Origin of the sequence: Paenibacillus kobensis NBRC 15729, from assembly GCF_004000825.1 — a bacterium.
GTDB lineage: Bacteria > Bacillota > Bacilli > Paenibacillales > Paenibacillaceae > Paenibacillus_T > Paenibacillus_T kobensis.
The window spans coordinates 322,304-345,254 of sequence record NZ_BILZ01000001.1; the positions used below are offsets into that span (position 1 = coordinate 322,304).

The 22,951-nt window shown below is 53.9% G+C and carries 11 protein-coding genes; 6 read left to right on the top strand and 5 right to left on the bottom strand.

Annotated elements, in window-relative coordinates; all coding sequences use genetic code 11:
• From PKO01S_RS29025 to PKO01S_RS01410, 5 genes are all read left to right on the top strand, one after another.
• Window positions 1–2,457: a hypothetical protein gene (locus PKO01S_RS29025; RefSeq protein WP_174818531.1), complete on the top strand. Its 2,457-nt coding sequence runs from the start codon at window positions 1–3 to the stop codon at window positions 2,455–2,457.
• 5 nt (window positions 2,458–2,462) lie between these two features.
• A complete protein-coding gene (locus tag PKO01S_RS01395; protein ID WP_127529484.1) occupies window positions 2,463–7,343 on the top strand; it encodes a DUF6603 domain-containing protein in 4,881 nt (1,626 codons plus the stop codon).
• Window positions 7,340–9,643 carry a hypothetical protein gene (locus PKO01S_RS01400; protein WP_127529485.1) on the top strand — a complete coding sequence of 768 codons (2,304 nt, stop codon included), beginning with the start codon at window positions 7,340–7,342 and terminating at the stop codon, window positions 9,641–9,643. The genes PKO01S_RS01395 and PKO01S_RS01400 overlap by 4 nt, the downstream gene beginning before the upstream one ends.
• Window positions 9,640–13,371, top strand: a complete 3,732-nt coding sequence (locus PKO01S_RS01405) for a hypothetical protein (RefSeq protein WP_127529486.1) — start codon at window positions 9,640–9,642, stop codon at window positions 13,369–13,371. The genes PKO01S_RS01400 and PKO01S_RS01405 overlap by 4 nt, the downstream gene beginning before the upstream one ends.
• Before the next feature lie 169 nt (window positions 13,372–13,540).
• Window positions 13,541–15,142, top strand: a complete 1,602-nt coding sequence (locus tag PKO01S_RS01410) for a phytoene desaturase family protein (protein ID WP_127529487.1) — start codon at window positions 13,541–13,543, stop codon at window positions 15,140–15,142.
• A gap of 140 nt (window positions 15,143–15,282) precedes the next feature.
• Here PKO01S_RS01410 and PKO01S_RS01415 read toward each other — a convergent pair whose 3' ends face one another.
• A complete protein-coding gene (locus PKO01S_RS01415) occupies window positions 15,283–15,741 on the bottom strand; it encodes a GNAT family N-acetyltransferase (protein ID WP_127529488.1) in 459 nt (152 codons plus the stop codon).
• 107 nt (window positions 15,742–15,848) lie between these two features.
• Here PKO01S_RS01415 and PKO01S_RS01420 point away from each other — a divergent pair, with 107 nt between their 5' ends.
• Entirely contained in the window at window positions 15,849–16,664 is an 816-nt protein-coding gene (locus PKO01S_RS01420) for a DUF2935 domain-containing protein (RefSeq protein ID WP_127529489.1), read from the top strand.
• Window positions 16,665–16,821: 157 nt separating this feature from the next.
• Here the strand turns inward: PKO01S_RS01420 and PKO01S_RS01425 are convergent, their stop codons facing one another.
• From PKO01S_RS01425 to PKO01S_RS01445, 4 genes are all read right to left on the bottom strand, one after another.
• Entirely contained in the window at window positions 16,822–17,016 is a 195-nt protein-coding gene (locus tag PKO01S_RS01425; protein WP_127529490.1) for a hypothetical protein, read from the bottom strand.
• Window positions 17,017–17,227: 211 nt separating this feature from the next.
• A complete protein-coding gene (locus PKO01S_RS01430) occupies window positions 17,228–17,497 on the bottom strand; it encodes a CD3324 family protein (RefSeq protein ID WP_127529491.1) in 270 nt (89 codons plus the stop codon).
• Between the two features lie 902 nt (window positions 17,498–18,399).
• Window positions 18,400–20,517 (bottom strand): lytic polysaccharide monooxygenase, encoded by a 2,118-nt coding sequence (locus tag PKO01S_RS29220; RefSeq protein ID WP_246070398.1) that lies wholly within the window; start codon window positions 20,515–20,517, stop codon window positions 18,400–18,402.
• Between the two features lie 411 nt (window positions 20,518–20,928).
• Window positions 20,929–22,941 carry a pentapeptide repeat-containing protein gene (locus PKO01S_RS01445; protein WP_164779415.1) on the bottom strand — a complete coding sequence of 671 codons (2,013 nt, stop codon included), beginning with the start codon at window positions 22,939–22,941 and terminating at the stop codon, window positions 20,929–20,931.
• Window positions 22,942–22,951: the final 10 nt, after the last annotated feature.

Consider the following 22,951-nt stretch of genomic DNA (forward strand, 5'->3'; position numbering starts at 1 on the left):
ATGAAGCTGTCGCCTTACTGGATCCAGAACGATCTGCCTGCTCCGCCCGAGGCTCCTTCCTATTCGGACGGAACGAACTCTTTCCCGTTACGACCGAGCGGAAATGCCGATGGCATAAATATGTCCTTCATCCGAGCAATCCTGCGCGGGGCCGCCAGCAATATTCCGTGCTTTACTCCCATTTTTTTGACCGCTGACCAGCGGGCCGTCCGATTGACGATTCAGCAAACGGCTCTCGATACGGCTAATAAGAAGTATGAGGAATTAGAAGAAGAGCGTGCGGCTCTGCAAAAGAAAATCACTTCGGAACCGAGCGCGGATAAGAGAAAGCAGCTAAGAGCGGAGAAGTCCACCGTCATCACCAAAAGGGACGATCAGAAGAAGAAGATCGACCGCATTAGTAACGACGTTTACAAATTGCAGCGGGACGATCTCCCTTATCAAGACGGGAACTTTAAAGATCCTTCTAATCCGGTCGTCATAAAGTTTGCCAATTTTACTTACGGAGTGTTGCTTTATCTCGAAAGCTCAAAAGGCACGCCCATCCCGGCAACAGAGCAAGCAGCAATCATTACCGAGCTGATGGATATATTGGACGACCAGCTGCGGAGCATCTATTATAAAGGGCTGACCGATACGAATATCCCGCTTACATGGACGCCGAGCGGTACCACTACGCCACTACCCGCGCTCGATACGATGATGAGGCTCAGTCTGTTTGATATGGAATTCATCGGCATCGATACGCAGAACAAGAATGGGGACGTCATTGCCGCGCTGAAGCTGCGGATTGGCAGCGACAAAGCATGGAACGATACAACAGGTTTTCCCTTCCGCTTCTTTTATCGAGTGAAAGACGACCGTCGCGGATGGTGCCTATGGGTGCCGAATTCGATGCCGGACGTATATGTGGAACCTAACGAGACCGACTACTATTATTCGCCAGCCGGTACCGCCGGAGCCTATACACGGAACGACAAGGGCGGCGCTTCGATTCTCCCCTGCTATGCGATGGATAGCTCGGGAATCATCCAGCCATTCCCTGCGCGCGGGGAATCGGTTCGCAGCGGTGCAGGCGGAGGTGCGATGCGCGCCGACAGAGTGACAGAAGCCGATTACAAATGGAGCGGCAACAGAGCGCTCGGCTATGCCCTTAATCTAGACATGAAAGCGTACATACCGCCGACGTCGGGAATATTCAACTTCTCCCATGCACTCGACTGGCTCCCTGCGCCTGACGGTTATCAGAAAGCGCAAACGCCTGCAAAGGTGGGCCGGTCGTCGGATGCTGTCAGCAAGATGAACAGTGAAATCATCTATTTCAAGAAGTTCAACGATCCGATTCCCGGGAAGAAGAATATGCCGAAAGCAACGCTCCCCCTTCCTCCAGGTCGGTTTCTGAAAGGCGGATTCCATAATGTCGGAGATCTTGTGAAGAAGAAGAAAGGCTCTTGGGAATTCGGCGGCAGCGTGTTCGGCAAAACCGGCGAGGTGCTGAAACATATGAACGCCGACCGGGAATCGGCTGGCGCCGTAATGCGCGATGCATTTACGGAGATGAAATTTACCGTCAGCGGGACCGATCTCGGCTCTGCCACCCAATTCGCCAACTGGGTTGCCCAGAACGATCCGAAAGCGATAACCTACTGGTCATCGGCAAGCGCCGAAGTAAAGCTTTTCTCCGATCATAGCACCGACAGCTTGGACACTTTGAAGAAGCAGATCCGGACGAGTCAGGAATGGTGCCACCTGTTCGGCCACGGCGACGGCGGTTCGGAGGAGCTTGGCAACTTCATATCCGGCAGCAAGCATTGCAATACGGAGCAATTGGCTATCGAGACCGGGCAGCGGTACCAGAAGTACGACGGGTTGACCGCCAAAATTACCGCCTATCTGATGCCCAACCAAGGATTCGCCAAGAAGGAGCCTACGAAGGCTGATATCGCGTACCTCAAATATTTTGATCAGACGAAGGTCAATTTGAATGACCCGGCCGATGCCGAAAAAGCGGTCAGAGATTACGTCGAGCAGTATCCGAATGTGGATCTGACCCCTTACTTAGCATCCGCACCCGCCGCGACCTCGGGACCTGTACTGTCGAGAGAAGCTTATGTGAAGCTGACTCCGTACCAGCAATGGCGGGTGAAGAAGGACGTATACGAGAAGTTCCGCAGCATCCTGACTCTCCACTACCCTTTGGGCCTATTCGTTCGCTACAAAATTTACGACGGAGGCAAAAAAATATTCGACCACGGGTTTTCTGCCCAGAGCGAGAGCTTCGATCTGAATCAATTCAATATTTTGGCACATACCGTCAAACGCGTTATTGCCGCAAGCAAAGGCGTTCAGGACGAGTTCGTGGAGGCGGTCAATATGAAGTTAAAAACACGGCTTCAAGGTGAAATCGATAAAACGATTAAAGACCTGTTCGCGTCAAGCGGATACGAGATCAGGTAGCCGGCATGAATACGACACTACTAAACGAACTGCATGCCAGACTCCCTCAAACTCCGGGATTCGATTTGGCTCTTAGCCCGGAGGCGCTTCAGTCGGATATCATTACAAGCGGTTGGACATCGGTATTTGGGACCGATACGCTGCGGCTGGCTGGCGCTAACGTTCAGCCGGTTGATCCAAGCGGCAATTGGTTCATTATAAACGGAACGACAGCGGTTCTGGGCATGTCGGAGCTTCATATTGCCATTACATTTTTTGTATCCCATGATGCATCTGCTCCGAACGCGGATACCGTCCATTGCCTAATCGAACCGGCTAACCTGCCGGATTCATGGAATATTGCTGCAGGCTATCCCGAATTGCCGGACTATATCAATTATTCGCCGGATCAAATCGCGCTCGGACAGCAGGAATCCTTTTTTAAACAAATCGATTTCCGACAAATGAAGCTGATCTATTCCTCTTACGACTTCTATGCAGCGGATCAATCGAACAAACTCTCCCCTCCCGCGCGTTTCACCACTTCGCTTGGAGAACCGCGGGAGCTGCTAGGCGCGCTCCTTCGGCAAGGAACTAACTTTAATGCGCAAGTTACACTAGAAGGCGATTTCTGGTCGGCTCTTGAACAATTCCTTCCAGGCTTGAACGAGATTGGCGTCTACGGCAATATCGCAGCAAGCGGCGATCTGGGACTCGTGCTGAGAATCGGCCACAGCTTCCAGAATGCACAAACGGGAGCGTTTCCTGAGGTCGAGCTGCTGTCCCGCCCTCGGATAAGCGCCTCCCTGCGCCAACTCATCCTCGTCACCGGACTCGGTGCCGCATCCGATATTGGTCCCGGCATGGGCATCTACGTCCGGCTGGGCGGAGACGAAATCGCGCTTGATCTGGGCATCGAGCTTCCGGTCGGCAGCAGCAATGTAACCTTGATCGGCCAATTCGAAGATGGCAAAGCGATTACGCTCGACGAGATCGAGAAAGCTTTCGGCATGTCCGACTTAGTGTCGCATCTGCCCGACGATCTGCATTTCTTCGGGGAGCTCGGTTTGCAATTCGTACGGGCGACGATCTCCCTGTCCCCGATCGGTCTAACCGATCTGTCTGTCGGCATCGGCACGGAGTACCCGTGGACCGTCGTAGACGAGCTTATTTACTTGCAGCCTACGCTGACGTTCCATGCCTCTTATGCAGACGGACAAGCGGCGGTCGGACTGGAACTGGACGGGGCGTGGCAGGTGGGAACTTCCACGATTGACATGTACGCCTCGACCGTGACGGGAGAGGTCGGCGCCCAGCTAGCCATAGGCGAAACGCTCGAAATCGGCGAGATGTTCGAAGAGCTCTTCCCGGGCATGGAAGTACCCGATATTGAAGTGCGGGACTTGGAGCTTGCCGGCAATTATAAAACGAAAACGATCGAGTTCGAAGTAGAGGTCGGAAGCGACTGGACGTTCGACGTCGGCGGTAAGCCGATCGGCTTGACCGATCTTCGGATTACGGCCGAATACGACGGTTCTTCGGCAGACGGTGAAGACACGGCCTCCTTCACAGGCAGTGTCATTGGTACGCTAACAGTCGCCGGGTATACGGCAGAGGTCGATGTTGAGCTTGGGGAGCAACTTTCGATTGAAATTAATCTTCCGGAAGTACCGGTGTCGGATCTAGTGAACGAGTTTTTTCAGGTCGTCCATCTTCCCTATCAAATGCCGGCTTTCACGCTGGAAGATTTCGATGTTCGGCTCGTGCCGAAGACCGGCGAGTTCAATATCAGCGGCGGCTCCAAAGATGAAATCGACATCGTCCATGGATTCGGCTTTACGCTAAGCCACTTCGAGGTGCAACGGGATGCCGCCCGCAATCAATCCGCTTCTATCGATTTGATTCTCAAGTTGGGCTCCGAATCGGTCGCCTGTTCAGCGGCCTATCATGTCGAACAGAACGAGATTACACCTGGTACAGGCGGAAGCGGCAGCCAAGCGCCAGTGAAAGAATGGGTGTTCAAGCTGTCGATGGAAGGCGAGTCCGTTCCGGTCGGCCATTTGCTCTCTTCTCTTCAAGGCATGGTCGGGCTCGACTATCCGCTGCCGGTCGACGATATCAACCTGCGCGACCTTTATTTAAGCTTCAATCTAGGCGCCGATAGCCGTTACTTCGTCCTCTCTGGGGCGGTATTCAACGGAGATACCGAATGGGGCAAATGCAGTCTCATCGCTCAGAAGCAGGATACACCAGCGAAGCCCGCCGCTTCTTGGGATTTCGCGTTCAGCGTCCAAATTGATTTGAACATCGGACTGGCGGATCTGCCGATCGTCGGCTCTCAGCTAGCCTCCGTCACGCCGATGAAGCTGCACGCCGTTCAATTCACTGCCGCTTCCCGCGATTATACAGCCGATGAAGTCGGCAAGCTGCTTCAACTGCTGCCGCCAAGCGCCGTCAAGCCCGCTGCGCAACCGATAGGCAAAAGCCCCGTTTTCCAAGCATTGCTGGAAACAGGCGGCACCGATGTCGCGATGGCGGTACCGTTCAAGACGACGAACGACCCGAACCAACCGGCTCCACCGGTTATACCGCCCGATCCTGTCACGAACTTCCGCCCGGCGCCGCCGACTGACCAGACCAAATGGTTCCCGGTGAATAAGTCGTTCAGTGCCGTCGCGTTGGAACGGGTCGGACTGCGCTTCTCCGGTGGCAAATTGATACTTCTGCTGGACGGCTCGGTATCGCTCGGCCCGTTCCGTCTGGGTCTGCTTGGCCTTGGGGCGGGATCGCCGCTTTCCAAGTTCGAGCCGTCCTTTAACTTAGACGGGCTCAACATCGGTTACCAAACGCCTGAGTTGACCATCGACGGTGGTTTCCTGCGCATCGACCCTGATACGTATGCCGGCCAAGTGCAGCTTCAAGCTGCCGCATTCGGCATTACGGCATTCGGACAATATGGCAAAGTTGACGGGCATCCGTCTCTGTTCATCTTCGGCATGCTCGAAGCTCCGCTAGGCGGACCACCGTATTTCTTCATCGAAGGGCTCGCGGCCGGCTTCGGATATAACAGCAGCCTGAACTTGCCGCCCGTTACCGGACTGTCCAATTTCTCGATGATTAAGGCTGTTATGCCGGGTAAAAGCTCGATCAAACCGACAGACGATCCGAGCACAGTGCTTCGTCAAATGGGCACTGACATTCAGCCGCAATATGGCGAGTACTGGCTTGCCGCCGGCATACGGTTCAGCACGTTCGAGCAGCTTCGGTCCTTTGCTCTCGTTACGGCCGAGTTCGGCCAGAAGCTGGAGATCGCGCTGCTGGGCGTCTCGCAATTGACCGTACCTTCTCTCGCGCCTAATCCAATCGTTTATTGCGAGCTGGGACTAGAAGCGTCCATCGATCCGGCAGGCGGCGTCTTCGCCGTCGATGCCAGTCTGCAGCCTGGATCGTATGTGCTGTCCAACCAGTGTAAAATAACCGGCGGATTCGCGATGCGTGTATGGTTCGGCGGCGACCATAAGGATGATTTTGTCGTAACGTTAGGCGGCTATCACCCTCACTTTGACGTACCGCTTCATTATCCGAAGCCAGCCCGGCTCAGCCTGACTTGGCAAATATCCGACAACATGGGGATTAAAGGCTCCGTCTATTTCGCGCTTACCTCCACGGCGGTTATGGCTGGAGGATCGCTCGAAGCCGTGTGGCAAAGCGGAGATATTCGAGCATGGTTCAATGCGATGGCTGATTTCTTGCTGTATTGGAAGCCGTTCCGATATGAAGCGGACATCCGTGTCCAGATCGGCGTCTCGGTCAAGCTGAAGCTGCTAGTGACGACAGTGACGGTGACGGTTCATGCGGGCGTCGACCTCACTCTGCATGGGCCGGATTTCGGAGGCGCGGCGCGGATCGACTTATCCATCGTATCCTTTACGATTCGATTCGGGGCGGACAAGCCGAAGGTGAATCCGATTTCTTGGAGCGAGTTCAAGTCTACCTTCCTCCCGCCTCCGGACACGAAGAACGGCCGAAGCAAGCTTACTGCGCTTGCAGCAACGGCGCCCTCTTCTCATGAAGGTCTGTTAGGCGACGATCCCGGAACGATTATTCCGACGGACAGTCTCGTTTCGATTAAACCAGCAGCAGGAATGCTGAAAGATTTGACGCGCACGCCCGGTTACGAAGGTGATTTAAGCTGGGTCGTCTCTCCCGAGAAACTCGTTCTGACAACGGCGACGACAATACCTGCCAAGACCGCTTTCTTTAACGGTACAGCTGTAGAAGCTAACTCGCCGAATCCATGGGCATCTGACTTCGGCGTCGTGCCTGCTGCTGCAGCAAACAGCAATCTGTCGACCGCCCATCGCATCGCGTTCAGCAAGCTGGATCCGTCAACCGGCACTTATAAGCCATACGGAGGCGTCAATTTGTCGCCGCAGCTGCGCAATGTACCGGGTTCTCTATGGGCTTATACAGGCCATAACAAGCCAGGGCTCGGCGACCCGGCTACTGTGGAGGACGCGCTGGTCGGCTTTACGATCGTACCACGGACAGCTGATCCGGACGTCACATGCGATGTAGATATGGAGAAACTCCTCTATGCGCACGGAAGTCCGGACAAACATTACGAATGGCCGGAATCGGCGGAAACAGCGAATCCGTACAATCCGGTTGTCTCGGATAATGGATCCGTCTTGACTTACATTACCGGCGGGCAGCCGATCGTAAACCGGCATTTCGTCTTATCCGGCATGCTTGATGAAGGTGCTGCAGCGCGGCGGTCGGATACAATCGCAGCTATGCAGGCAAGAGGAATGAAGGTCGACGGGAACGTCGATTTGCAGCGAATGGGCACCGATACGATGCTCTCGGATTGGCCGCTTATTCGTCCATTGGGAGGAACGTCATGAACAAGGTTACGTTTATCGAGAATCATCTGCCGCCGCTCGAGGCCGGCGAATATCAAGTGACCGTCGACCAGGAAGTCCGGTTGACCGGCAGAGAGAACGTACACGAGACGTTTCGCAGCACGGCTCGGTTCGCCGTTCTTGGCGAAAGATTCCGCATCGATCCGGCAGAGATCGATTCTTATTTCCCTCCTGCCGGCGGGCAAGGCGAATATTATAACGTGCTTCCTCACATCGTTCTGTCGCGAAGAACTTTGCCTTGGGAACGTTCTGTCTATAAAGCAGCCGCAGCTGGCTCGGACCGTCCCGTGTTGTCTTGGCTCGCTCTGCTGCTGTTCGATCACGATGACCCGGCTCCCGAAGCTGTTGTCGGAACGGCGGGCGATCTGTTGACAGCCGGACTTGGCGGCAAACTTCCAGAGCGGACGTTGTCTTATCCGTTCGCCGAATTGGATTACGGCGAAACCGCTGCAGATGCCTGCCGGTACATTGATGTGACTGCTGCCCTGTTCAACACAACAGCCCCGTCGCTCGCTGATTTGCAATGGCTGGCACATGCCCGCAAGGTCCGCGGCGATGGGAAAGCGTTGACCGGCGTGCCGATGGCTCCGCTGCCGGCAGAGACCGATTATTCTGTCATCATCGGCAACCGGCTGCCAGTCGCCGGTCGCAAGTCGACCGTGCATCTCGTATCGCTGGAGGCGCTTGAAGATTATTTGCCTTCGGCTGACGGCACTCCATCAATGAAATGGCCGGATACGGCAGACAAAATCCGGCTGCTCACTTTCGCTAGTTGGAGCTTCGACACTGTACGGGAACCGCAGACGTTCGCGACGCTGCTCGAAGGGCTCGATACCGGCATGCTCTGTCTGCCCGACCGGGGCCATGAATCGGCTGCCAACGAAGCTGAACGTTCAATTGAGGATGCGCTAGGCTGGGGATATACGGCGTTGAACCATTCGATGCGCGAGGGCGGGCAATCCGTTTCTTGGTATCGGGGACCTCTCGTTCCTTTCGATATCCCGCGTTGGATCACAACGCCGGTTAACAGCATGGATGCGGTTACCATTTACGATCCTGGAACCGGCTTGCTTGACGTCTCCTATGCAAGCGCCTGGTCGCTCGGGAAGCTTATCGCGCTGCAAAGCCGAGATTTCACGATGTCGCTCTACGCATGGAAGAATGAGAGCAAGCGCCAATCGATCGCGCTCGCAGAAGCCGCAATCCTGCAGCAGCGTCTGTTGCCGGACATGAACATGGTTTCATCCGATGCGGTTATTGACGGCTCCACAGGCGATTCTGCCCTTATCGGCAGCTCAGTTGCTTATTCGGCTGCGGCGAGAATTCGTTCGGCGCATGCCGCGAACCGCGCAGCGGTCATCGGGAAGCTAAAGTCAGCACTGCCGCTGGCTGGGAAACCGGTCCCTGAGGCTGCCGGCGAAATTACCCGACCTGCCGCTAGCATGCTGCTTCGGGCATCGGACTTGCTCGGCAGCGCCGAACAAATCGCTAAGCTGCACGCTAACGAATTCGGCGTGCCGGACGCGGTTGCCGATTGGATCGCGCGGCTCCGTCTGCTGCACGGCGTGCCGTTCCCGTATCTGGTTCCGGATGAAGCGATGCTGCCTCCGGAGTCGATTCGATTCTTCCGGCTCGACTGGAACTGGGTGGACAGCTTAACGGACGGAGCATACAGTCTTGGCCGGACAACGGCAGGCGACATGGTCCATGATGCAGCACGCAGCGGTGCGCTTCAGCATTACGCTGGCCGCAGCATGAAGCTTGTACGGAGTACACTTGCCAAGGGCCCTGCTCCCTCATCCGCTCCGCAGACGATAACCGGCTTCCTTCTGCGGTCCGCCGTCGTAACCGGCTGGCCTGGACTTGAAGTGAACGGTTATACGTCTGGCAGCGAAGCGCCGCTTACCGTGCTAAGGTTCGAACGGCTTGCTCCAGGCGTGCTCCTCTGCTTGTTCGATGGCGTTCTGGACACCGCTGAACTGCATGAACCGCCAGAGGGCCTTCATTTTGGATTGGATGTGCCGGAAGGTCCGCTTTCTCCAACCCTTTTCTATAAGCAGTTGCGCAGCGCTGCCCAAGATACGGCCGGCGACCCGCTCGATGATAAGGTGCCCGTCACGTACCGGTCGACCGGCAATGTCGTACGGATCGCCGATCTTGCGCAAGCGCTTGAAGAGAAAGCAGGCGCTGCTGCTCCTTTCACCTCCGCTGAATTCGCACTTGAGATGGTGGAAGGCGTCGCTCTCGTTAAATTTGTCGTTCAACAAGGAGGTACAGCATGAATCCGCTAATCGTACCGATGAGCGTAGAGGCGCTATGCATCAACAATCAAACCCAAGAGACCTTCTTCGGCCCGACAGCCGATTTCGGCGGTCTGTCTGGCGGCAAACCTTACCTAAGCGATTCCGTCGCTGCATTGCCAATGGTCACATTGGAACGAGGCATTCATCTGCATTGGGCGCTTCCTGATGCGTTCACGCACGGTATCCGCGATGAAGAGACGGATCGAATCCTCTTCCCTGCTGTGCCGAACCGGTGGCTCGTCACTCGGATTCATACGACGAATACGAATCCGGACTCCCCTGTGTTGTCCACCCGTTCCTGGGTGGTCGAAAGTGACTTTATGTCCGAATCGGCATTGCCCGGCTCCGCATTAGTACCGTTTCGCTCGCTGGAAGGCGAATCTTTCTATCGTTCGCTAGGCCGTACCGTTGACTACGATGGTTGGCAAGAAGGTATCGAAGGCAGCGAGAGCTATTATAATGCGCAGACCGGTCATTCGCTTACCGCTGTCGGGTACGGCGAAGTCACTTTCGCAGCCTATTACCCGAACTGTCGCAGCGTTTTCGGTTTTTACGATAACCTGACTACGTTGACCGGATATGATCCGGCGAATAACCGGATTGCTTACGTCGTGTCCGGCTGGTTCGCGGAGACCGGCGACGATCCGCTGGCATCAGGCAAATTGCCATCCGATCTGAAATGGGCTTATACGGCTGATACAGCGCGAGACCGTACCGTGTGCAGCGGGACGGTCCAAGGTATCGAATGGGATCCGTACAAGGATTACTTCCCTGCTCGGCCGGAATCGCTAGAAGTCGCTGTCGGGAATAACCGGATGGAATGTCTGTCCGCCATGATCGCAGCGCGTCCGGAGATGCAAGGCGATCCGCATGCGGAATTTTGGCTGAATGCCGTCCAGATGGGATTGCTTGAGGGAACGTCCAGCCAACCCGGCTGGGCGTCAGCAATCGACGCGGCCATGCATGCCGAGTCGTTCGCTTCCCGCCCCGGCGGCAAACGGTGGTCGATACGCGCGAAGGAAGCGATAAGCGGCCCCGGCGGCATTGCCCTGCCATCCGATCTGAATGCCGTTGGCGACCGGTTGGCGAAGCCGCTGCCTGTCGAGATCGGCAAACAATTGAACAACTTAAACTTACTGCAGCAGCAATGGGACCGCAGCTTGGATTCGCTTGGCTCGCTGCGCAAGCAGCTGTTCCATGACTGGTTCCGCTATATGCAGGTTTATTACACGACCGATCCAGTTCTATCGACCGAAATACCAGGATTTGACGACCCCGATACTTATAATAAGCTCATCTCGGATATGCGGCATTTCATTCAAGACGAAACCGATACTCTAATGAAGCAAAAGCTTGCCGAAGCAGCAGCATTATCCGATAAAGTGACTCAATCGGCTGCTGCACTTCGGAAGGCGCTGGCTGCTATCGACTCTGATTTGCTATTAGAATCGACGGACGCGCCAAGGTATTGGGAGCCTTCCGATCCGGTCGTTCTGCTTGCAGGCAGTGCTGTCACGCCGCCGGTCCGATATGGACGAGACGGCTCGTTCAGCCAAGACGGCAACCTGCCCTGCCGAATCGCAGATCAGATCTTGAACCGCCTTACGCTAACCCGGGACGGTCAATCGGTATCCGTTGATGGCTCCCGTCTCCTTACCGGCGTTACGTTCGACCGGACGCCTATGCCAGACGCGATTGCCGCTCTCGTGTCTGAAGCGATATTGACCGATTCTGCTCAAGACGGATTGCTTGCTTCCGTGTTAAGCCGCAGTACGTCCGATGCTGGTTGGCCTGCAGTCGACCAGACGGCGCTGCAAGCGGAAATCGCTTCCCTTCAAGCAGGGCTAAACGAAGGGTCGACCAGCAGCGGAGAGCTTAGTATGGAGGGAACGGCTCCCTGTCCGATTGCATTAACCCGGTTGGAAGGCTCACCGTGGATACCATTATTCTTGCAATGGTCGATCGATTATTCGCCTGTCCAGCTTATCGGCGCATCGGAACAGAATGGTTCATTCCGAACGAATCTCATTACCGGTTCGTTCAAGCTGGGCCAGCACGCCGCGGATTGGAGCAGCAATGGAACCTCGTCAACCTTGACGTCCCCTGCGGCGGCACAAAGCTATAGCGGAACCATCGCTCTATCCGCAGGGGCCGGCCTCAAGCTGCAAGATCAAATTGCCCGCTACCTGGAACAGCATCCGGATCCCGAACTGGCCGACATTTCGAAGAAACTGACGGATGCTCCAATGCTTGCGCAGGCGCTCAGCGGTTTTCATCATGCGCTCCGCATGGGCAAGCAATCCATCCAGATGGAAGTGTTCGATCCGATGGCGGACGATTTCAAAGCGGCTTTCGACGCGAGGGTTGCTGCAGGCGTTCTGGACGAGAACGAGACCGCTCCGCAGCCGATCAACGCTTATAATCCGATCCGTGCAGGCGCTGCCCGGTTGACGGCGCTTCGGTTAATCGACGCATTCGGCCGTATGCATGAGCTGGATTTAAGTACAGTGCGCATTAGCCAATCATCGAGTCTAATGCCCCAAGATCCGAAAGACCGGACGGGCGGCGTAATTGAGCTTCCCCCTCGCATCAGCCAGCCTTCGAGGCTGTTGTTCCGCTGGCTTGCTGCCGAAGATGATCAGATCGAAATGAACGATCACCCGGCTACCTCGCCCCTTTGCGGTTGGCTCGTACCGAATAATTGGGCAAGCTCGCTGGACGTCTACGCCGGCAGCGGCGATCCGCTGGGATCGCTGGAATTGATCGGCGGCGGCACCGATGTGCGGTGGCGGCCAGCACCGGTGCCGGAGCGGCCAGTCGAGACAGGCGGAGACAAAGACGCTCAATCGGCACTTGTTGTGCAGGATATTAAGAATCTGCATCTGCAGCGGCTCGTGCTTGCCCTCTTGCAAGGACCGGGCGGCGCAGCATATTTGACACGGTTGTTAAAGGCGTTCGACCGTTCGCTTAGCATGATACAGCCGACAGGCGGCCAGCGCGACCCTGAGCTTAGCGTGCTGCTGGGCAGGCCGATTGCCGTTCTTCGCGCATCACTGAAGCTGGAATTGCAAGGGCTGCCTTCGCCGCATCTGGGCTGGCCATCCTTCTTAAGCGACATTACCCGCGGAGCGGACGGTGTCCGGGATACGCGCGGATTTACGAAAGTCCAGTTCGGCGTTCGGCTTGGGGAACCGGAGCAGGCTGACGATAGTATGGTCGGTTATTTCTTCGAGCGGCAAGGCACAGAATCGGACTTCTACAAGTTCTATTCCACCGGTGCGGCGGAAGGGGATTCCGACATCCTTGCACCATGGGATCATCCGATATTTCTCGATTCCGACGATTCCAGCAGCCCACAGTATGTCACCATGCTGTTTGATCCAGCGGGTAAAGTTCATGCGACGTCCGGCATTCTGCCAGTCAAATCGCTGGAGCTGCCGCCGGAGCAATACCGTGCGGCACTAGCCGCGATGCAGTTCTCATTCGGCTCAGGTCCGCTCATCATCGGTGCCTCGGAGCGCAGACTTCCGCTTCCGGAAATTAACGGTTACGCATGGTCTTGGCTAGGCGTGCAGAACGGCACTTGGACGGCAGCGGATCTTGTTCAAGGCGCAACGGACCGTGCAGGCGTCGGCTATTCTCCAGGTAAGATCGAAGAAGGCCGTCTTCGTCTTGGACCTTCAACACCAGTAAGCTCGGATTCGTAATCGAACCTTCCGGCATCGGCTTCTTCGCAGTTCGGAACCCGTTCGGAACCCGGATGAATGAGCGGTACATGCGGATAATTTTGTCCAACTGTCGACACCAAACGCCATTCCTCGTTACAAGCCTAAGGTAAACTAGATTTGCTAACAGACTGGTTAGGAGGTGTCGAGGTTGAACAAATACGATGTTGTCATTATTGGCAGCGGACATAATGCTCTTATTGCTGCCGCCTATTTAACGCGCGCAGGCAGAAGCGTGCTGGTGCTCGAGAAGAATGACCGTCCCGGCGGATTCGTTCGAACGGAAGAGTTGACGCTGCCCGGCTTCAAGCATGACGTCTACTCCGCTGCTCACCCGCTGTTTCTGACAGGACCCGCTTACGCGGACTTTCGTGAAGAGCTGGAGAAACGCGGGCTCCGCTACATCAATACGGATCTGCCGACAGGCGTCTCGATGGAAAGCGGCGAGACCGCTGTGTTCGGTCGCTCGGTCGAGGAGCTAACCGCCGAAGCAGAACGGCTCATGCCCGGTGACGGCGCCGCATTAGGGCGCATATTCGAATCTTTTGCACCATATACGGGAGACGTATTTCAATTGTTCAACTTGGATTTATCGACTCATCCTGCATCGAATATCATTGAGAAATTACTGGGTGGCAGCGGGTCAAACAAACGGGGGTACTCCGAATTCGCAGCCTCCCTCTACTCTACCGCCCGGAATGCAGTGAGCGGGTTGAAGTCGCCCGTCACGCGCGCCATGCTCGCATCATGGGTAACGCACCTAGGACGGACGCCGGATGAGGTTGGAAGCGGCATCTGGGTTCCGCTTACCGCGCTTGCTCTGTTGGGCGGCGGGATGCCGATTCCCGAAGGCGGCAGCGAGAAGCTTGCCGAGGCGCTGTCGAGACTCATCCAGGATCAAGGCGGCACGATCATTACCGGTACGCAGGCCGAGCAGATTGTCGTCAAGAACGGCAAAGCCGTTGCCGTCCGAACGGCTGGCGGAGAGCAATACGAAGCGAAGCATGCCGTAATCGCATCGACCGGGCCTGATCAACTGTACTTGTCGCTGCTTGCGGAAGCCGAAGTCAGTCCCGTTATTCGCGGACAAGCGCAGCGGTTCCGATACGGAAGAGGCTGCGTGCAGATTCATCTTGCGCTGCGCGAAGCGCCGCAGTGGCCGGATGCCCGGTTCAACCGAATCGGCCAGCCTCACTTAACCGACGGACTCGACGGCTTCACACAGGCGATTGCGCAAGGAATGGCGGATTTGCTTCCGGCTAAACCGACTTTTACGGTCGATTGTCCGACGAATCTGGATCCGACGCGCGCCCCTGCAGGTCAGGCCATCATGCGGATTCAAGTGCTTGAAGTGCCTTGCCGTCCTCGCGGAGATGCTGCAGGGCTGATCGACGTCGGAGACGGTTCGTGGACGCCGGAACTGACTGAGCGGTTCGCGGAACGCGTCATCGCGGTCGTCGGCCAACATATTCCGAACGTACCTGACGTGATTATCGGCAAATATGTCGTCACGCCGGATACGATTGCCCGCTTCAATCCGAACTCAGGTCCTGGAGATCCATACGGCGGAGCTCACGATTTAGCGCAAAGCTACTTGTTCCGTCCTCTTCCTTCCCAACCGAGTCACCGGTCAGAAATTCCGAATGTCTACATGCTCGGCGCCGCAACTTGGCCGGGACATGGCATCAACGGCGGATCGGGGTACATCGTCGCTCAGCAGCTTCTGGCGTCTGATAAGCATGGGGCATCCTAGTTGAATCGAACGTAATTCATCAGTAATCGTTCAGTCATATAAAGATCAAGGAGGTGCTCGTTAAGAGACACCTCCTTGATTTTTCTGCTTAATAGTTCAGACCAGCACCTTTGGTCCCTTATATTTGTGCGCTTATTTCATCAATCCGATCCTAATTCTTTATACATAAAGATAAGCCGATCGATTTCCTCGAATCCTTGTTTTTTATAAAATGATTCCGCCGGAATGCCTTTGTTCGTTAACAACGTGAACCGAACGATCCCTTCCTTGCTAACGATATCCGCCAATTCTTTCAGCAAAGCAGCACCTATACCGCTTCTCTGAAGATCGGTGTTCACGCACATTTCATGGATAAAAAGCTCATCGCCGTCCCACCATCTTTTGCGAATCCCGAATATAAATCCTTGAATGCATGAAGATTCATCTTCGGCGATAACACCATTAAATCCGGGCGAAAGGATATAATCATTCAAGTATTGCTCCGCATGTTCCTTTGACCAGTTATCATTCCATGGCTCCTGGTTGAACACTTTAATAAACAATTCCACAACGTTCTGCAAATCGTCTTGCGTTGCTGGCCGTATATTCAGTTGTCTCATTTTCTCTACCCCTTCTTAGTCACGTCTTTTTACTACTTTTCAAGTAATAGATATAGCATTCACATCATAACTATGGAGAGGTGTACTTTGAAGAGAGGTGGTTGCGAATGAACGCCTTTGTCGCTCGTTCTCTTGAGGAAATCCGTTTTTGGTCAAGAATTATGAAAGAGCATTCACTATTCTTAAAGCTCGGATTCCGATGTGAGGATACGCAATTAATCCAAGAGGCGAATGCCTTTTACGCGTTGTTCGAACAGATTGAAGCGAAGGCGCATGCTTATCAAGCGAATACGGCCCCCGAGACCATTAGGCAGTTCAATATTGAAGTTTATACGGCCGCATCTCATATATGGGTGTTCAAACGCAAAGTGCTCGGCTTGATATTGTCTTGCAAGCTTCCAGGGGCGAACAACTTCCCGTTATTAGTGGATCATACAAGCCGAGAAGCGAATTATTTCCGGAACCGCCTTGCCCAGCTGAATAATGGCCAACTAGAGCCGCTCGCGGATGCCATAATCGATGAGAATGTATTCTTCTTAAAAATAATGGCCGATCATGCCAAATTTATCGGGCATCTCCTGGACCCGTCTGAGCGCAAACTGGTTGAGCAATCCCGGGAGTTCAGCCACGACTTCGATCAGTTGCTGTGGCAGGCCCAGGATCTCAGTTCGATGCGGCCGCAGTCGCAAACCCGCCCGTTGCTTGGCCAGTTCCTCGACCAGAACCGCGTATCTGTGGCGAGTCTGCGCGACTTCAAGAAAACGGCTCGAGATCTTATCAATGCTTGCCGAATCAAGAGCATCATCCATCCGTTGCTTGCCGATCATGTATACCGCGAAGCCGAGCGTTTCCTCGCTATTATCGATATGTTCGAGAATTCCTTGAAAGGGAACGCGCCGCTTAACCAGGTTGCTTGGCACTGACCTGCCTGGATTTATCGTTCTAGTCGATCAAGGCAAATTATCACACTCCATCTGTGTCCTTCAAGATTGCCAACATATTCAAAATAAAAGAACGACCTCATACGGGCGTTCTTTTTCATTGGCCGATTATGCGGTACTTTTCCATGGCTCTGACCGTTCAAACGCCCTCTGCAATAATGCTGCTCAATAATTCGATACTCTCGACATCTTTGGGCCGCAGGCTGCGACCGATATGCTCGTATACTTGCTTCTCTTCCAGTAGCTGACCGCCCATTGAGGCGAATATCGCATTCATCTCTCGAACTACATTCAATTGAGAAATCGTCTGTTCGTTAAAAGCCGGTTTGAGCATATATATCTCCGCCTTTTGTCTTTTGTAGTAAGATCAGTAATTAGAATTGTCTATTAGTTTACATAATATTATTTACGTAACCAAGTCAAAAGAGTCATGGTGTTTTCAAACATACCAAGGAAAATTTTACTACGCCTCTATCTCAGATCCTATGTAAAATCCAAATCAGGCCGTATCGGAGCGAGTCCGAAACGACCTTGGTGTTAAGCCTCTATTTAGGTTTGGTATAGACGATTTTTTTAATGCTGTCGCAGGACAGATAGTATCGCTCCATCAACTGCGGTATCGTTGCGCCTTGGGCAAATTGTTGGCGAATATCGACATTACGAAGCTGGATGAGTCTCCTGCCTCCTGTATTCTCTCCCCATCCCTTGCGCGTTCCTTCGCACTTCGGCACGTAGATCATGCCGCCGTTCACGTACTTCTGCACTTCTTTAAGCAGTTCCTCTGGCAGGATCATATCCGCGTTCATATATTTCATGTTCGACTCTACTCCTTAAAATAGATTTCATCTCAAGGCAGCAAAGTCTCCCACTATAAACTGATTCACCATTAAGGATAAGGCGGTTACATTAAATCATGGTATAGCTCTATGCAAACAACCGCCGAAGTCTATAGTGTAGACTTTGCATAGAGCTGCGTGCCGCGATCGTAGTTCTTCATGGTCGTCACCTCCTAAATGGCATAAGTGTATCCCAAAATAATCCACTCGTCTATACAATTATTCCCTGCCCTGCCTCTAATGCCAATTCTCAAAACATAGAACCCGAGTAACGATTAATAGATCAAGGTCCGGCGATTGTGAAGCCTCCAATGCACTTGACTTCGCATCCGCCAGACTATTCCAGGTAATGTCCGAGTAGGCCCATCCTTCATTTCGGCTCATTTGGTTAAGGCTAGCCTTGTATTTCGGAAAAGATATTGGCCGGTTGCTGTACACACAATATCTCGACCTTTCAGGCCTGTTAAAGTTAGCTTGGATCCGCGCATCTTCTGTTGGTTCGTTTTCTAATAAAATCTCACCGTTTCGCACGAACACAAGTCTTTCAAGTACCAGTATGGCCTTGTACCCCATTGGAATGTTCGTTTTAATCCACTCATTATGATAAGGCTCCCGGAATGCTTCCAGATTGTCCGTGGCATAAGACAGTCCGGAGGCCTCTAGAAAAAACCTTTCCTTCGACAATTCGAGCGGATGCTGCGAGGCAAATAGCGGGTAATGGTATCTAATTGGTGTCATATTGAGCTCCCCAAGCGCATCGATATCAGATTCGACAAATTAGACGACATTATATGGGAAAAGTTGCGGTTTCACCCTAATCAGATCATTACAAAAAAAGGCGCCATGTAGGCGCCTTTTTTCATTGAATCAAATCTTTCATATTAAGGCGTCGTACCCCAGACCAACGTTCCGCCCTGAGTCGCCGTTACTTTGTTCCAGTCCGCGTAAGCGGTTTTCGTGCCGTCGTAGGAGTAGTCGTTGCTCTCATTGAAGTTGGACCAGTCCGCTTTGGCCAGACGCACTTGGATGTCGCCGCTCTGACCGCCAGCTGCGATAGAGCCGGAGGTGAAGCTGATCTCTACGTACGTGTCCGCGTTCGTTCCAGTTGCCGTGCCGACCGTCACCTTCACGTTCGAATTGCCCACTTGCGCCCAGTCGATGAAGGCGTTCACGTTCGAGCTGCTGTCCTTCGTGAAGTAGTAACGGATTTTCACCGTCGTAAGATCGAGAGCGCTAGTGCCGGTGTTCTTGATGTTGAAATGCGCTTTGATCTGGTTGTCGGAAGCATTCGTATCGCCTGTTTTGTACTGAACAACGAGGCTGCTCGGCGTTGTCGTTCCGCCCGCTGGCGTTGCGCTTGCTTGAGCCGAGTTCGCACTGCTGCCGTTGCTGTTGGATGCACTCACGACGTAATAGTACGTCGTTCCATTCGTCAAGCCCGTATTCGTGTAGCTGTTCGTCGTGACCGTAGCGATGTTCGTATAAGGACCGCCCGTCGTCGTAGCGCGCTTCACCGTGTAGCTCGTCGCATCAGCCGAAGCTGCCCAAGTGAGTGCGACTTGCGCGTTGCCTGCCGTTGCAGTAATGCTTGCCGGCGCTGCCGGCGGGTTCATCGTTACGCCAGCCGTCGGTGTTCCGCTTGCTTGAGCCGAGTTGGCGCTGGAGCCGCCTGTGTTAGATGCGCTTACGACATAGTAGTACGTCGTGCCGTTCGTGAGACTCATATCCGTGTAGCTATTCGTCGTGACGTTCGCGATGTTCGTGTAAGGACCACCGGTAGTCGTCGCACGTTTTACGGTGTAGCTCGTTGCGCCAGTCGATGCGCTCCAAGAAAGCATAACGTGCCCGTCCATGCCTATCGCCGTGAGACCTGTCGGCGCTGCCGGCGGCTGCGTTGTCGTCGATCCGGCAGGCGTTGCGCTTGCTTGCGTCGAGTTCGCGCTGCTGCCTGCGCTGTTAGTAGCGCTTACAACGAAATAGTACGTCGTACCGTTCGTCAGACCCGTATTGACGTAGCTCGACGCCGTTACATTGGTAGCGACGTTCGTATAAGGACCGCCACTGGTCGTTGCGCGTTTCACCGTGTAGCTCGTCGCGCCGGACGATGGCGACCAAGCAAGCGACACTTGGCCGTTGCCAGCCGTAGCCGTCAGTCCCGCTGGAGCGGCTGGCGCAGTCGTCGTTCCGCCAACTGGACCCACTTGCTTCCATACGCTGTTCACGCCAGGCTCTTGACCGGACGTGTAATATTGAGCTTGCCAAATATATCCGTTCCACACGACCTGCTCACCGGCATTATATGGACGGATCGAGCTCCAGTCGCGGATATTGCCGAACCGGTTCGGATCGCCCGGGAAGCCTGCCGGCGGTGTAGATGGCAGCGAAGCGTTCTTCGTGAGGTTCACGTCGATCGCTTGATAGAAAGCGTTGACCGTATCGAAAATATCCCAAACGCCGATGATGACATGGTAGCCTTCCCGGTCGTTCGGGATGTAGCAATCGTTGAGAACGTCCATTGGAGGAATGGCACCGTTGTCTTCATAACGGCAGAACAGCTCCAGATCATCGCGGCCGATAGGCTTGTTCGGATCCCAGCCCGGCTTCGTAATATAGTAGTCCCAACGGTTCGTGCTGTGGTTGGCGACCATTTTCCAATGGAATGTGTATGGTCCGCCTGTCATGTTGACCTTCGTCCAACGAGTTGCGGATTGTTCGAACAGCGGGGCGTACTTGCCGCCGCCTGTAATCTCGCCGTCGGGTACACCTATCTCAGGGAAGTCGCCGCGGCCTTCTACGCTCCACGGCTCATACTGAACGGCGCCGCAATTCGTGTTCTGTCCCGTATTACATAATCCCGCCCGGCTTTCGTTAATCCAGCCGTGTGCCGATGCCCGGTTCGCGAACACCAGCGAGCAAGCCAGAATCAATAGCAGCGCGCCCGTGCCAACCAATAGCTTCGTTCTGGACGGCTGCAGCTTCAATGAATATTGAAGCGTCATGAATAACTCCTCCTCATTTTTCAAGTTTTGAAAACGTTGGTTCTTTCTCCCTACATGCAGCTTACGAAATAACTCACCTCCTTTCAGAGTCCAAATGATTAAAGCTAAGGCGAAAGCGGCGATTCGGCATGATTTGGTTGGAATAGATACGGCGAAGCGCAAGAATTGTAATCTTTTCGCGGTTGGTGGAACGCAGAGGAATAACTCTAGTCATATTTTACACAGTTGGACTGTCATCGCATTGTTCCTTTGGTAACCAAATCCTTGTTGCGAAATGCACTATATATTGGTAAGCGACTGAATAAAAGAAAAAGAGCAGCCGAATCGGTCTGCTCTGGATGGATCCATATAGAAGTCCTTACATAGCCTATCGCTAGCACTTTTCTTTCGCATCAACGTCTCATTCCATTGTTATACAATACCCGAATCGTGTTGCGCAATCTTCAAAGCCGACCATTCATGCATCGGAGCTTTATCGCTGTGGAGCTTCTCTCCCACGCACGGACCGGCTTGGCTGCTTGGGCATTTGGTCGCGTGGTCCGTCGCCTTCTCCGGTATCCTGGTTGCGGTATAGACGACCGGCATCGTAATCGGCTCATCGTCAATTTCAATGGTGACCTGCAGAATCCCGTCGACGTCAGCGATCGCCGCATCATTCATATTCGCCGCATAGAGCACGCTGTCTTCGAAATCTACGCCCTGCAGGCATGCTCGGGCGAATGAAGCATTAGCGCCATAATAAGGGGAGAAATTAGAGCCCTTCATGACGCAATTCACAAGACAAGCATCAGAGAAGTTCGCGCCTTTCATATTGGTCACATTCTTAAAGTTCATGCCGGCTAAGTAAGCTCCGTTGAACTTCACAAGCGGCATTTCCGCATTCGCAACACTTGCTTCGTGGCCGTAGAAGTAGCAATGAGAGAAATCCGCTCCGGTCAAATTCGCGCTGCTGAAGTCTGCATTCACCAAGCTTGCTCCGAACAGCATCGCCGCTGGCTGGTCGCCGATCCCGCCCGCGAGCGCACCAGTGAATCTTGAATTGTCGAGGTTGGATTTGCTGAAATTGACTCCCCGAAGGTCGGAGTCTTGGAAGCTCGCGAATTGGATCGTCTGTTTCTGCAGCTCCAGTCCCGTTAATACCGCATTTCGAGCTTCCAGTTTGCTGTCGGAGTCAGATAAAATTTTCGGCAGCCCTGTCAGCTTCGCGTTGCTTAAATCCAAGAAGCTCCACTTCCGCTTGATGACCGGGAACGGGACGATAGCACCGCACAGCTTGGTATAACGCCCAGGTTCGGAAGAAAACTTCGGATACTCATCAAAAAATACTTTTGTTAAATCCGTATTCGAGAAGTCCGTGCCATCAAGCGTTGTACCTCGGAAATCACAGTCGTCCAGCTTCGCTCCCCGGAATATAGCGTCTGTTAGATCCAGACCGGCGAAGCTCGAACCGGTCAAGTCCGAATGGCTGAAATCGACGCCCTTCAAGCACGTGTTCGTATCGAATCGGGCATGGCTCCAATTCACGCCCCGCAAGCTCGCCTTCGTCAGATTCGCACCGTAAAATTCCGTTCCGTCCAATAAGGCACCATTCAAATCGGCTCTTTCAAGATTGGCATGGTTGAAGCGCGTGCCTTGCAGCGTAGCGCGGGACAGATTGGCTTGGGTAAAATCAGCTCTTTCAAAATAACTGCGGCTTAAGTTGGCTTCGCTCCAATCGGATTCACTGAAATCGTTGCCGTTCAGAACAGAGTCCGTCGCCTGAATCCCCTTCATTTTCGCTTGACGGAGCTTGCATTTCATCATAGAAGTATGAATTATTTCGGCATGCTCGAAGCTCGTGCTGGTCAGATCAAGCGAGAACATCACCATGCCGGAGAACGGCAATCCGTTGTAGTTATTCCCCTTGTAGCTTCGTCCGGCAACAAATGGTGCAAGCGTATACTCCGTATTCGAGCGCGGAGACAGCTCTGTGGAATGGACGAATCCTTCCGGTACGGTCGGCAGCGCGAAGCCGAAGAGAGATTGCAGCGTGCCGTCTATTTCGGCTTTGAACACGTATCCTTTCTCAGGTTCGTTGTGCGATTCGTAGTTCAACGCAATCTGCGTAGCTTCTTCTCGTGTGGAGACCGTGAAGCCTTCAAATATATGATCCTTCCAGTCACGGAACTTGACCCATCTTCCATTCGAAGCACGCAGGTAATAGACTCCGCCTGTCCCGTACACCGAGAATTGATCTTGATCGTTCGGCCGGTCAGCAAACAACACTTTATTGGAGCCGACAAGCGACAAATATTTGTCACCCCATATGAAGAAACGGGTGTGAAGATCAACGCCCACTGCCGTCGCCAGCCGGATATATCCCCGGGATACGAAATACAGCGGAATTTCATTGGGGTTGAGATCGATATTAAGATTAGCTTCCATGATTTGCTTC